Source organism: Citricoccus sp. NPDC079358, assembly GCF_040702545.1.
In the GTDB taxonomy this organism is placed as follows: Bacteria; Actinomycetota; Actinomycetes; order Actinomycetales; family Micrococcaceae; genus Citricoccus.
The window spans coordinates 12,302-24,916 of sequence record NZ_JBFBLI010000006.1; the positions used below are offsets into that span (position 1 = coordinate 12,302).

A 12,615-nucleotide genomic window follows, 5' to 3' on the forward strand; every position below is an offset into this window, starting at 1 on the left:
TGCGCAGCGCGAAAGAGCGGGACACACTTCTCGGCAAGACCCTGAAGTCCATCTCGCCGAGGAGTTTCACCGTGACCGTTGCGCCCGCCCCCACTGTCTCGCCCGCCGCCGAGACGGCCGAGCCTGCCGATCTCCCCGTGCCGTCCACCGGTTCCGGCGACTCCGCCGTGCGCGCCACCGTTCCGCAGGCCGTGGCCGGAGTGGTCCGGGAGAGGGCCGAACTGCTCTTCGGCCTGATGGGCAACGGCAACGCCCACCTGATCAGTGAACTGACCAGCACCGGATTCCCGCTGGTGACCGTGCGGCACGAGGCCGGGGCGGTCGCCGCCGCCGATGCCTACTACCGTGCCTCGGGCCGAGTCGGCACCGCGACCGTCACCTACGGTGCCGGCTTCACCAATACCCTCACCGCCCTGGCGGAGGCCTCGCTGGCGCGGATCCCGCTGGTGCTGATCGTGGGCGATGCCCCGACCACGGGGCCGCGCTCTTTCGACATCGACCAGGCCGGCATGGCCACTGCCGCCGGCGTGGACACCATCCGGCTGGATGACCGGAATCCGGCCGCCCAGGTGCGCGACGCCTACGCCCGCGCCGCGTCCGGAAGGCGCCCCGTCGTCGTCGCGATTCCCTACGACCTCGTGGAAGTCCCGGTCTGTTCTTCGTTGGCGAACGCCGGGGGAGTCGAGGTGAGCTCGGCTTCCGCCCTGGCCGGGTCCGGATCGCGCCCGACGCCGGTCGAGCGGCTGCCCGTCGACGGCTCGCCGATCGATGGCGGGCCGGTCGATCGTGGGTCGGCGGACGACGCGCTGGTGGAGGCCGAGTTGGAGCCGCTAACCGCCGCGTTGCGCACGGCGGAGCGGCCGCTGCTCGTCGCCGGGCGGGGCGTGCTGGATTCCCCCGGCGGTCCCGAGGCGCTGCGAGCACTGGCCGACCGGTTGGGGGCCCTGTTGGCGACCTCCGTGATGGCCCGCAATGTGGCCGGTCCCGAGGGCGACCTGGGCATCGCCGGGGGATTCGGCCGGCTGGAGCGGGTGGAGATCATGCGCCAGGCCGATGTGGTGCTGGTGGTCGGTGCCAGCATGAACCCCTTCCAGATGCGCTATGGCACGGTCTTCGGTCCTGCCGCGACCGTGCTGCAGGTCGATGTGGACCCCGCGAGGCGTCATGAGCGCACCGAGCACTTCCTGAGGGCCGACGCCGGCACTGCCCTGCGGGCGCTCGCCGATCGCCTCGGTACCGGCCTGCTCGAGAACGGCGGGGCCGACGGCGGCTGGCGCGCCCGCCAGCCGATTCCGCCGGCTCCGCGCCTGGACTCGGCAGTCGAAGCGGTCGAGGTGGTCGACCAGGGTCAAGGAGACCTGGCAGGCCTGGCGGATCAGGCGGAGCAGGTGACCGGGGCGGAGAAGGTGGGGGCCGGCGTCGTTCCCCGGGGGCTGGCTGCCGACGGTCGACTGGACCCGCGCACCATGGCTCTGGCCCTGGAGGACATCCTGCCCCGAGAGCGGACGTTCGTGCAGGACGGCGGGCACTTCATCGGCTGGATCCCGCTGATGTGCTCCGTCCCGGACGCCCGCTCGCACCTGTTCGTCGGCACCGCCTTCCAGTCGATCGGCCTCGGGTTCCCGTCCGCCGTCGGTGCCGCAGTGGCCCGGCCGGAACGGACCACCGTGCTGGTGACCGGTGACGGGGGCGGCCTGATGGCCCTGGCCGATCTGGAGAGCTTCGTGAAGCAGGCCCGCTCCGGCGTCGTGGTGGTCTTCAACGACGCCGCCTACGGGGCCGAGCTGCACCAGTACGCGGCGCGCGGGCTGGACGAGCAGGCCATGCTCATCGACGAGGTGGACTTCGCCGCCGTGGGCCGGGCCTTCGGAGCGCAGGGGATCAAGGCGCGGAGCCTGCAGGACCTGGACGCCCTGCGGGACTGGGTGAACCGGGGTGCCGAGGGCGTGTTCGTGCTGGACTTGCCGATCTCCCAGTACATCGTGGCTGAGTACATGCAGGAGTCCATGGCAGGTGCCCGGCCGGCACCCCGCCCGTTGCCCGTGGACTGACTCCGACGCGCGCTGAGGGTGCCGCTGCTGGTTGCCTGACCAGGTACTGAGGACGGACTGGCCGGAGGGTGATCAGGACGTCTCGCATCGCAGAAGACAGGGCTGGGGCCGGGACAGGAAGTCCCGGCCCCAGCCCTGTCTTCTGGGACAGAACGCTCCGTCCGGAGTGGCACCCGCCACGCCCGAAAGACTCCGGGGGTGTTCAAGGTCACGTGGGATCGTATACGATCAGGGAGGAACGAGACGGGCGCCACAGTGGGCCCGGAGTCCAGAGGGCCGGTGAGACACCGACGCCACCACTGGACTCGGACGCCGACAGGAGCAGGAGATCATGACCGAGACACCCTCAGCGGATCATCAGGACAGCCAGGCCCCGAGCCCGGTAGATTTCTCCGACCGGCGTCATCGCCCCGGCAAGATCATCGCCCTGCACCTGAACTATCCCTCCCGCATCGCGCAGCGCGGCCGGTCGCCGAAGTTTCCGGGCTACTTCCTCAAGGCGGGCTCCTCCGTGTCCCGCAGCGGCGAGGCGATCGAGCGTCCCGAGGGCACCGAGCTGCTGGCCTATGAGGGCGAGATCGCCCTGGTCCTCGGCGAGACCTGCCGCCGCGTGTCCCCCGAGGAGGGCTGGTCCAAGGTCTCCGGCATCACCGCGGCCAACGACTGGGGTCTCTACGACCTGCGGCATGCGGACAAGGGCTCCAACCTCAAGAACAAGTCCGGTGACGGGTACACGCCGCTCGGTCCGAACGTCATCCCGGCCGCCGGCCTGGATCCCACGCAGCTCCGGGTGCGCACCTGGGTCAACGGCGAGCTGACGCAGGACGACACCACCGAAGGTCTTGCCTTCCCGTTCGGCCAACTGATCGCCGACCTCTCCCAGCTGATGACCCTGGAGGCAGGGGACGTCATCCTGACAGGCACCCCGGCCGGCTCCTCCGTGGCCCAGCCCGGCGACGTCGTCGAAGTCGAGGTGGACGCCCCGCAGGCGCCGGGCACTCCCAGTACCGGCCGCCTCATCACCCCCGTGCGCTCCTCTGGCCGTACCCTGGCCGATTTCGGTGCCCAGCCGCAGGTGGACGACACCCAGCGGGAGGAGGCCTGGGGCTCCCGCGAAGCCGCGGGCCTGGCACCGCAACCGGCCGCCGCCTCCGGTGAGGCGCGTGGTGCGGGCGAGGGGGCCGGCGTCGGGACCTATCGGTACGTGCCGGATGCCCCCGCCGCGGACCGCACCCTGCTCACCGCCGAGCTGCGGGCCAAGATCGAGGAGACCGCGGTCGCCACCCTCACCGCCCAGCTGCGCAAGCGCGGCATCGACAACGCCACCATCGACGGCGTGAGGCCGACCCACCCCGGCCAGCGCATCCTCGGCTACGCCAAGACCCTGCGCTACGTGCCCAACCGCGAGGACCTGTTCAAGCGTTTCGGCGGCGGGTTCAACGCCCAGAAGCGCGCCATGGACACCGTGGAACCGGACGACGTGGTCGTCATGGAGGCCCGCGGCGAGACGGGCACCGGAACCCTCGGGGACGTCCTGGCACTGCGCGCCCAGGTCCGCGGCGCCACGGCCGTGGTGACCGACGGCGGCGTGCGGGATTCCGCGGCCGTCGCCGAGGTCGGCCTGCAGGTCTACTCCAACGGTGTGCACCCGGCGGTGCTCGGCCGCCGCCACATCCCCTGGGAGGTGGGTGGGACGATCGCCTGTGGTGGCACCACCGTCCAGCCCGGGGACATCATCATCGGTGACGACGACGGTGTGGTGGTGGTTCCCCCCGCCCTGCTGGCCGAGGTGGTCGACGCCGCGTGGGAACAGGAGCAGCAGGACGCCTGGGTCTACGAGCAGGTTGAGGCGGGGCATCCGGTCGACGGGTTGTTCCCGCCGAATGCCGAGTGGAAGTCCAAGTATGAGGACTTCCGCGCGAGCCGGGCGGACCGGGGCGAGCGATGACCACGATCACCGCCGACACGGCCGGAGGGCGAGACCCGGTCAACCGCGGGACCACCGGTCAGGAGCCGGAGGCGGCCTCGTCCAAGGCAGATGTGGCCTACCAGCGGATCCTGTCCGGCATCAACGCCGGGCGCTACGCCCCCGGAGCCAGGCTGGTGCTCGCCCAGCTCGCCGCCGAACTCGAGATGTCCGTGGTCCCCGTGCGGGAGGCCATCCGGCGCCTGCAGTCGGAATCGGTCGTGGCCTACACCCGCAACGTCGGGGCGACCGTGATCGGGATCGACCCGGAGATCTACCACGACACCATGGAGACCCTGGCCCTGGTCGAGGGATACTCCACCGCGTTGTGCGCCCCCCTGATCACCGCGGAGGAGATCGAGAGGGCCCGGGCGATCAACGAGCGGATGCGCGGGCTCCTGGCGGACTTCAACGCCGTGGAGTTCACCCGGCTCAACAAGGAATTCCACTCCGTGCTGTTCGAGCACCACCAGAACAGCCACATCCTGGACCTCGTCCACCGGGGCTGGGCCCGCCTGGCGGCGTTGCGCTCCTCGACCTTCGCCTACGTCCCCCACCGTGCCGACCGTTCGGTGGCCGAACACGACCACCTGCTGGACCTGATCGCCGCCGGCGCCGAGTTCGCCGCGGTGGAACAGGCCGCGCGCCACCACCGCCTCAACACCCTGAATGCCTACCTGGACCACGTCGCCGCAAGCAACGGCGACGCCGACTCATCATCTGTCTGACGACCGAGAGGACCATCATGACTGCACAGAGCAACGACTTCGTTCCCGCGAACCTGCCTTCGACAATCCAGCACTACATCGGCGGAAAGCACGTCGACTCGATCGACGGCGATACCTTCGACGTGCTGAACCCGGTCACCAACCGGCCCTACCTGCAGGCCGCCTCCGGCAAGGTCGCGGATATCGACGCCGCCGTGGCCGCCGCGAAGGACGCCTTCGAGAACGGCCCCTGGCCGACCATGCTCCCGCGCGAGCGCTCCCGGGTGCTGCACAAGATCGCGGACATCGTGGAAACCCGCGGCCAGGAGCTGGCCGAGATGGAGTGCTATGACACCGGGCTGCCGATCTCCCAGGCCCTGGGCCAGGCCCGCCGTGCCGCCGAGAACTTCCGCTTCTTCGCCGACCTGATCGTGGCTCAGCACGATGATGCCTTCAAGGTCCCCGGCCGCCAGGCGAACTACGTCAACCGCAAGCCGATCGGGGTGGCCGGGCTCATCACCCCGTGGAACACCCCCTTCATGCTCGAGTCCTGGAAGCTGGGCCCGGCCATCGCCACCGGCAACACCGTGGTGCTCAAGCCGGCGGAGTTCACCCCGCTGTCCGCCTCCCTGTGGCCGGGCATCTTCGAGGAGGCCGGTCTGCCGGCCGGCGTGTTCAACATGGTCCACGGCTACGGCGAGGAGGGCTTCGCCGGGGACTCCCTGGTCAAGCACCCGGATGTGCCGCTGATCTCCTTCACCGGCGAATCCCGCACCGGGCAGATCATCTTCGCCAACGCGGCCCCCTACCTGAAGGGCCTGTCCATGGAACTGGGCGGCAAGTCCCCGGCCGTGGTCTTCGAGGACGCGGATCTGGACGCGGCGATCGACGCCACCGTCTTCGGCGTCTTCTCCCTCAATGGCGAACGCTGCACCGCCGGCTCCCGCATCCTGGTCCAGCGCGGCATCTACGACGAGTTCGTGGAGCGCTACTCGGCCCAGGCGAAGCGCGTGAAGGTCGGCCTGCCGCACGAGGAGTCCACCGAGGTCGGCGCCCTGGTTCACCCGGAGCACTTCGAGAAGGTCATGTCCTACGTGGAGATCGGCAAGTCCGAGGCCCGTTTGACCGCCGGCGGCGGCCGCCCGGAGGAGTTCCCCGAAGGCAACTTCATCCAGCCGACGGTGTTCGCCGACGTCTCCCCGGAGGCCCGGATCTTCCAGGAGGAGATCTTCGGCCCGGTGGTGGCCATCACCCCGTTCGACACGGACGAGGAGGCGCTCGCGCTGGCCAACAACACCAAGTACGGCCTGGCCGCCTACATCTGGACGAACGACCTGAAGCGGTCCCACAACTTCGCCCAGAGCGTCGAGGCCGGCATGGTGTGGCTGAACTCCAACAACGTCCGTGATCTGCGCACGCCCTTCGGCGGCGTGAAGGCCTCCGGCCTGGGGCACGAGGGCGGCTACCGCTCGATCGACTTCTACACCGACCAGCAGGCCGTGCACATCAACCTCGGCGAGGTCCACAACCCGGTCTTCGGCCGGCAGGAGCAGGCCGCCGAGCAGCTCCAGGCGTGACCGGCCCCGGCCGTTCCTGACTCCAGCCGTTGTCTTCCCCGTCTTCCCCCACAGTTAAGGACCATCATGACCCACCTCGATGACCGGACGATGACGTCCTCCGGCTTCTATGTCTCCCAGGAAGCCCCCATCGTCTCCGACAACCCCGTCCCGACCCCGCAGGCCCCGGCCCCGGACATCCTGCGCTGCGCCTACATGGAGCTCGTGGTCACGGACCTGCAGCGCTCCCGCGAGTTCTACGTGGACGTGCTCGGTCTGACTGTGACCGACGAGGACGAGGACACGATCTACCTGCGGTCGCTGGAGGAGTTCATCCACCACAACCTGGTCCTGCGCAAGGGACCGGTGGCCGCAGTCGCCGTCTTCTCCTACCGTGTGCGCAGCCCAGAGGACCTGGACAAGGCCGTGGCCTTCTACGAGGAGCTCGGCTGCCGGGTGGAACGCCGCCAGGACGGATTCACCCGGGGCATCGGCGACTCCGTGCGCGTGGAGGACCCGCTGGGCTTCCCCTACGAGTTCTTCCACGAGGTGGAGCACGTCGAGCGTCTGGCCTGGCGCTACGACCTGTACACCCCGGGGGCGCTGGTCCGCCTGGACCACTTCAACCAGGTCACCCCGGACGTGCCACGGGCCACGAAGTTCATGCAGGACCTGGGCTTCCGCGTCACCGAGGACATCCAGGACGACGAGGGCACGGTGTACGCCGCCTGGATGCGGCGCAAGCCGACCGTCCATGACACGGCCATGACCGGCGGCGACGGTCCGCGCATGCACCACGTCGCCTTTGCGACCCACGAGAAGCACAACATCCTGGCGATCTGCGACAAGATGGGCGCCCTGCGCATCTCGGACCGGATCGAGCGCGGTCCCGGCCGGCACGGGGTCTCCAATGCGTTCTACCTGTACATCCTGGACCCGGACGGCCACCGGATCGAGATCTACACCCAGGACTACTACACCGGCGATCCGGACAACCCCGTCGTCACCTGGGACGTGCATGACAACCAGCGCCGTGACTTCTGGGGAAACCCCGTGGTCCCCTCCTGGTACACCGAGGCCTCGCTGGTGCTGGACCTGGACGGCACGCCGCAAGAGGTCAAGGCCCGCGAGGAGAAGTCCGAGATGGACGTGACCATTGGTGCCGACGGCTTCTCCTACACCCGTGAAGGTGACCAGGACGGCACCTACCAGGGTGAAGCCGCCAAGGGCTTCAAACTCGGACACCAGCTGTAGAGGCAGGGGACACACGGACATGCTTGACCACTCAACGCACGTCGCTATCGCCGACGAGCTGCACCAGGCAGGACAGGACCGGAAGCCGGTTCCCCTGCTCACGGCGCGGTACCCGGACATGGGGATCGAGGACTCCTACGCGGTCCAGCGGATCTGGTCCCAGCGGCAGATCGACGCCGGCCGGAAGAAGGCCGGTCACAAGATCGGCCTGACATCCAAAGCCATGCAGGACGCCACCGGGATCGATGAACCGGACTACGGGGTGATCTTCGACGACATGGTCATGGAGTCCGGTCACGTCTACGAGTGGTCCCGTTACACGCATCCGCGGGTCGAGATGGAGCTGGCCTTCGTGCTGAAGGACACCCTGGCGGGCCCGGGCGTGACGCTGTTCGACGTCCTGCGCGCCACCGAGTATGTGGTGCCGGCGCTGGAGGTGCTGGACTCCCGGATCGAGATGGAAGGGCGCACGATCACCGACACCATCAGTGACAACGCCGCGATGGGTGCCATGGTGTTCGGTGGCCGCCCGGTGGCACCCGACGCCGTGGACCTGCGCTGGGTCGCAGGGATGCTGTCCCGGAACCAGGAGATCATCGAGACGGGCGTGGCCGCCGGGGTGCTCAACCACCCGGGCAACGGGGTGCACTGGCTGGCGAACCGGATCTCCGGGCACGGGGACGTGCTGGAGGCCGGGGAGATCATCCTGGCCGGCTCCTTCACCCGGCCCATGTGGGTCTATGCCGGGGACACCGTCTACGCCGACTACGGGAACCTGGGGACCGTGACATGCCAATTCGCCTAGATCCACAGCCCAGCTTCAAGGACCTATTCAGTGCGCAGGCTCGCGCCGACCGGGACGGCCGGGCGCCGGCCGGGATGTTCGTCAACTCGGCCGACCCCTCCGTCACCGAGATCTGCGCCTCTGCCGGCCTGGACTTCCTCCTGATCGACGGCGAGCACGCGCCTCTGGGGTTGGAGACCATCCAGTCCCAACTTCGGGCCATGGCCGGATACTCCGTGGTCCCCGTGGTCCGGGTGCCCGCCCTGGACCCGGTGCTGGTCAAGCAGTACCTGGACCTGGGTGCACAGTCCCTGGTCATCCCGATGGTGGACAGCGCCGAGGACGCCGAGCGGGCCGTCCGAGCGATGCACTACCCGCCGCGGGGCATGCGCGGGGTCGGTTCGGCCCTGGCGCGGTCGGCGCGCTGGAACCGGATCCCGGACTACCTGGCCCGTGCCGGGGACCTGGTCACCCTGATCGTCCAGATCGAGTCCGCGGCCGCCGTCGCCGCCGCCGGACAGATCGCGGGAGTGGACGGCGTGGACGGGATCTTCATCGGCCCCTCCGACCTGGCCGCCTCCATGGGCCTGCTCGGGCAGCAGAACCACCCGGACGTCGTCGCCGCGGTGAAGACCGTGATCGGGCAGGCCCGGGACGCTGGCACGTTCGTCGGCGTCAACGCCTTCGCCCCGGATCAGGCCCGGGACTACCTGGCGGCCGGCGCCGATTTCGTCAACGTGGGGGCCGACGTCGCCCTCCTGGCCCGCGCCACCGAGGCCCTCGCCGACACCTGGTGTGGCACCGGCACCACCGAATAGAACGCTAGAACACCTGTAGAGGAGACCACATGCTGTTTCACCACAACGGGTACGTGTCCGGGGACCCGCGAGTCCAGCCCGCCGCCGGCGTGGGCGTGGACCGTTCCGCCGAGCTGCCCGAGGCCATGGACGTCCTCGTGGTCGGCGCCGGACCGGCCGGCATGACCGCCACCGCCCAGTTGGCCAGCTTCCCCGAGGTCATGACCTGCCTCGTCGACCGCCGTCCGGAGCGGCTGGGGATCGGCCAGGCCGACGGCATCCAGGCCCGGAGTGTCGAGACGTTCCAGGCCTTCGGGTTCGCCGAGGAGATCGTCGCGGAGGCATACCACCTGACCGAGATGAACTTCTGGAAGCCGGACCCCCAGGAGAGCGGCCACATCATCCGGACCGCACGGGCCGTGGATGACCCGGCCGGGGTCAGTGAGTTCCCGCACCTGATCGTCAACCAGGCCCGGGTGCTGGACTACTTCGCCCGGTTCGCCCGCCATGCACCGTCCCGCACCGAGCCCTACTGGGGCTGGGAGTTCGTGTCCCTCGAGGTGGGCGAGGGCGAGTACCCGGTGACCGTCACGCTGAAGCGCACCGGTGAGACGCCCGACGGCGGCGTGAGGCCGGGCGAGACCCGGACCATCCGCACCAAGTACGTCATCGGCGGGGACGGCGCGCACTCGAAGGTCCGCCGGGACATCGGCGCCCAGCACGTCGGAGCCGTGTCCTACCACGCCTGGGGCGTCATGGACGTCATCGCCGAGTCCGACTTCCCGGATATCCGCACCAAGTGCGCCATTCAGTCCGAGCATGGCTCGATCCTGCATATCCCTCGCGAGGGCGGCTTCCTGTTCCGGATGTACGTGGACCTCGGTGAGGTGGATCAGAACGATGCGGGCGCCGTGCGCAAGACCCCGATCGAGTCGATCATCGCCCAGGCCAACCAGATCGTCTCGCCCTACACGGTGGACGTGAAGGATGTGGCGTGGTGGAGCGTCTACGAGGTGGGTCACCGGGTGACGGACCGGTTCGACGACGTCCTGGCCGAGGACGTCGGTCAGCGCCACCCCCACGTGTTCATCGCCGGCGACGCCTGTCATACGCACTCGGCGAAGGCCGGACAGGGCATGAACGTCTCCATCCAGGACGCGTTCAACCTCGGCTGGAAGCTGGGCCACGTGCTGACCGGGCTCAGCCCGGAATCGCTGCTGTCCACCTACTCGGCCGAGCGGCAGCCGGTGGCCCAGAAGCTCATCGACTTCGACCGTGAGTGGTCCTCGATGATGGCCGCCAAGCCGGAGGAGCTGGAGAGCGCCACCGCACTGGAGGACTACTACCAGAAGACCGCGGAGTTCCCGGCGGGCTTCATGACCGAGTACCCGGCCGGGCTGCTCGTGGCCGAGGCGTCCCACCAGGCGCTGGCCAGCGGATTCCCCCTCGGCAAGCGCTTCAAGGCCCACCCGGCCAAGCGCGTCTCCGACACGACTCCACACCACCTGGGCCACCAGCACACGGCGGACGGACGCTGGCGGATCTACGCCTTCGCCGACGCCGCCGTGTCCTCCGCTTCAGACTCGGCGCTGCGGACCTGGGCCGAGTGGCTGGACTCCGAGACCTCCCCGGTCCGGCGCTTCACCCCCGCGGGCCGGGACCTGGATGCGCTGTTCGACGTCCAGGTGATCTACCAGCAGCCCCACGAGGAGGTGGAGCTGATGAAGGCGCCCTCGATCTTCCGCCCGCAGGTCGGCCGGTTCCAGGTCTCCAACCTGAACAAGGTCTGGGGTGTGGACCCGGAGGACGACATCTTCGAGGCGCGCGGCCTGAGCCGCGACGGCGCGATCGTGGTGGTCCGTCCGGACCAGTACGTCTCCGCCGTGCTCCCGCTGACCGCCACGGACGAGCTGACGGACTTCTTCGAGCCGATCTTCACCCCGTGATCCCGGCGTGATCCGGTATCTACCAGTGGCTACCGGAGCACGCTGATGGCTGCCGGCGTCCGCTGGCCACACCAACTTTCACAGCATCACCCCAACGAGGTACCCATGACTGAAACCCGACACTCCGACCGGGCCAACCAACGCCGCGTCGCTGCCGCCACCCTGGTCGGCACCACCGTGGAGTGGTATGACTTCTTCATCTACGCCACCATGGCCGGCCTGGTCTTCTCCCAGCTGTTCTTCGAGCCGGCGGGGGAGTCGATCGGCCTGCTGCTGTCCTTCGCCTCCGTGGGCATCTCCTTCCTGTTCCGCCCGCTCGGGGCGTTCCTGGCGGGGCACTATGGGGACAAGCTGGGCCGCCGCGTCATCCTGGTGGTCACGCTCATCATGATGGGCGGGGCCACCACCCTGATCGGCCTGTTGCCCACCTACGCGTCGGCCGGGGTCATCGCCCCGATCATGCTGATCCTGCTGCGCGTGCTGCAGGGCGTCTCCGCCGGTGGTGAGTGGGGTGGAGCGGCGCTGATGGCCGTGGAGCACGCCCCGGCGAAGCGCCGCGGACTGGCTGGCTCCATGCCCCAGCTGGGGGTGCCTCTGGGCCTGTTGCTGGCCACCGGGGTGACCGCGCTGATGACCGGCGTGATTTCCCCCGGGGACCAGTTCATCGAGTGGGGCTGGCGGGTTCCCTTCATCGCCTCCGTGGTGCTGATCGGCGTCGGCTACTTCGTCCGGATGGCCGTGGACGAGTCCCCGGTGTTCAAGGAGATGGCGGAGAAGAAGGAGCAGACGAGTGTCCCGATCGTGGAACTGTTCCGCAAGTACTGGCACTTGGTGCTCCTGGCCTCGCTGATCTTCGTTGGCAACAACTCGGTGGGCTACATGTCCACGGGCGGCTTCATCCCCTCCTACGCCACCTCGGACGACATCGGTTTGGACAACACCGACGTGCTGATCGCCATGACGTTCGCCGCCTCGGTGTGGTTGCTCTCCACCCTTGGGGCCGGGATCCTCTCGGACTACATCGGGCGGAAGCGGACGTATCAGTTCGGCTATGTCTGGCTGATCCTGGCGGTCTGGCCCCTGTTCCTACTCATCGATACCGGCAGCCTGGCCAACCTGTACCTGGGCCTGGGGATCATCTGCATCGGCACCGGGCTGACCTATGGACCCCAGGCCGCCCTCTACTCGGAGCTGTTCCCCGCCTCCATCCGGTTCTCCGGGGTGTCCATCTCCTATGCGATCGGCGCCATCCTGGGTGGGGCGTTCGCGCCCATGATCGCCCAGGCCCTCCTGGACGCCACCGGATCCTCCGGGGCCATCGCCGTCTACCTCATCGGGATGTGTGTGGTGGCGCTGATCGCCGTGTCCCTGGTCCGGGACCGCTCCGGGATCGATCTGTCCATCCACAACCAGGCCGAGCAGGAGGTCGGAAGCACGGTGTTCGACCAGCGCCCGGTGCCGGCGGCCCGCGAGATGTCCTCGCATTAAGCTCACCCGGTCGCCGTCTGGTCGCCGTCCGATCGGCGACTGGCCGGCGACCGATGGCCGGTCAGC

Annotated in this window: 9 protein-coding genes; all 9 read left to right on the forward strand. The window is 69.0% G+C overall.

The features are described from left to right. The first annotated feature begins 71 nt into the window (after positions 1–71). The 9 genes from AB0333_RS09030 to AB0333_RS09070 all read left to right on the forward strand — a co-directional run bounded on the left by AB0333_RS09030 (position 72) and on the right by AB0333_RS09070 (position 12,549). Positions 72–2,051 carry a thiamine pyrophosphate-binding protein gene (locus AB0333_RS09030; RefSeq protein WP_366218363.1) on the forward strand — a complete coding sequence of 660 codons (1,980 nt, stop codon included), beginning with the start codon at positions 72–74 and terminating at the stop codon, positions 2,049–2,051. A 331-nt stretch (positions 2,052–2,382) separates the two neighbouring features. Then, complete coding sequence (locus AB0333_RS09035) at positions 2,383–3,999, forward strand: fumarylacetoacetate hydrolase family protein (RefSeq protein ID WP_366218364.1); 1,617 nt, start codon at positions 2,383–2,385, stop codon at positions 3,997–3,999. After that, positions 3,996–4,745: a GntR family transcriptional regulator gene (locus tag AB0333_RS09040; RefSeq protein ID WP_366218365.1), complete on the forward strand. Its 750-nt coding sequence runs from the start codon at positions 3,996–3,998 to the stop codon at positions 4,743–4,745. The genes AB0333_RS09035 and AB0333_RS09040 overlap by 4 nt, the downstream gene beginning before the upstream one ends. A gap of 17 nt (positions 4,746–4,762) precedes the next feature. After that, positions 4,763–6,301, forward strand: coding sequence for a 5-carboxymethyl-2-hydroxymuconate semialdehyde dehydrogenase (gene hpaE / locus AB0333_RS09045; RefSeq protein WP_366218366.1), 1,539 nt, complete (start codon positions 4,763–4,765; stop codon positions 6,299–6,301). A 66-nt stretch (positions 6,302–6,367) separates the two neighbouring features. Further along, on the forward strand, positions 6,368–7,534 hold the full coding sequence (hpaD, locus tag AB0333_RS09050; RefSeq protein ID WP_366218367.1) for a 3,4-dihydroxyphenylacetate 2,3-dioxygenase: 1,167 nt from the start codon (positions 6,368–6,370) through the stop codon (positions 7,532–7,534). Positions 7,535–7,553: 19 nt separating this feature from the next. After that, complete coding sequence (locus tag AB0333_RS09055) at positions 7,554–8,339, forward strand: fumarylacetoacetate hydrolase family protein (protein ID WP_115932337.1); 786 nt, start codon at positions 7,554–7,556, stop codon at positions 8,337–8,339. Further along, positions 8,324–9,136 (forward strand): HpcH/HpaI aldolase/citrate lyase family protein, encoded by an 813-nt coding sequence (locus AB0333_RS09060; protein ID WP_366218368.1) that lies wholly within the window; start codon positions 8,324–8,326, stop codon positions 9,134–9,136. Before AB0333_RS09055 ends, AB0333_RS09060 begins: the two co-directional genes overlap by 16 nt. 29 nt (positions 9,137–9,165) lie before the next feature. Beyond that, complete coding sequence (locus AB0333_RS09065; RefSeq protein ID WP_115932335.1) at positions 9,166–11,061, forward strand: FAD-dependent monooxygenase; 1,896 nt, start codon at positions 9,166–9,168, stop codon at positions 11,059–11,061. A gap of 105 nt (positions 11,062–11,166) precedes the next feature. Then, positions 11,167–12,549 carry an MFS transporter gene (locus tag AB0333_RS09070; RefSeq protein WP_366218369.1) on the forward strand — a complete coding sequence of 461 codons (1,383 nt, stop codon included), beginning with the start codon at positions 11,167–11,169 and terminating at the stop codon, positions 12,547–12,549. The last annotated feature ends 66 nt before the right edge of the window (positions 12,550–12,615 follow it).

Coding starts and splice junctions, on each gene's coding strand:
- AB0333_RS09035 (WP_366218364.1), top strand. CDS start 2,383: ATGACCGAGACACCCTCAGCGGATCATCAGGACAGCCAGGCCCCGAGC.
- AB0333_RS09040 (WP_366218365.1), top strand. CDS start 3,996: ATGACCACGATCACCGCCGACACGGCCGGAGGGCGAGACCCGGTCAAC.
- hpaE (WP_366218366.1), top strand. CDS start 4,763: ATGACTGCACAGAGCAACGACTTCGTTCCCGCGAACCTGCCTTCGACA.
- hpaD (WP_366218367.1), top strand. CDS start 6,368: ATGACCCACCTCGATGACCGGACGATGACGTCCTCCGGCTTCTATGTC.
- AB0333_RS09055 (WP_115932337.1), top strand. CDS start 7,554: ATGCTTGACCACTCAACGCACGTCGCTATCGCCGACGAGCTGCACCAG.
- AB0333_RS09060 (WP_366218368.1), top strand. CDS start 8,324: ATGCCAATTCGCCTAGATCCACAGCCCAGCTTCAAGGACCTATTCAGT.
- AB0333_RS09065 (WP_115932335.1), top strand. CDS start 9,166: ATGCTGTTTCACCACAACGGGTACGTGTCCGGGGACCCGCGAGTCCAG.
- AB0333_RS09070 (WP_366218369.1), top strand. CDS start 11,167: ATGACTGAAACCCGACACTCCGACCGGGCCAACCAACGCCGCGTCGCT.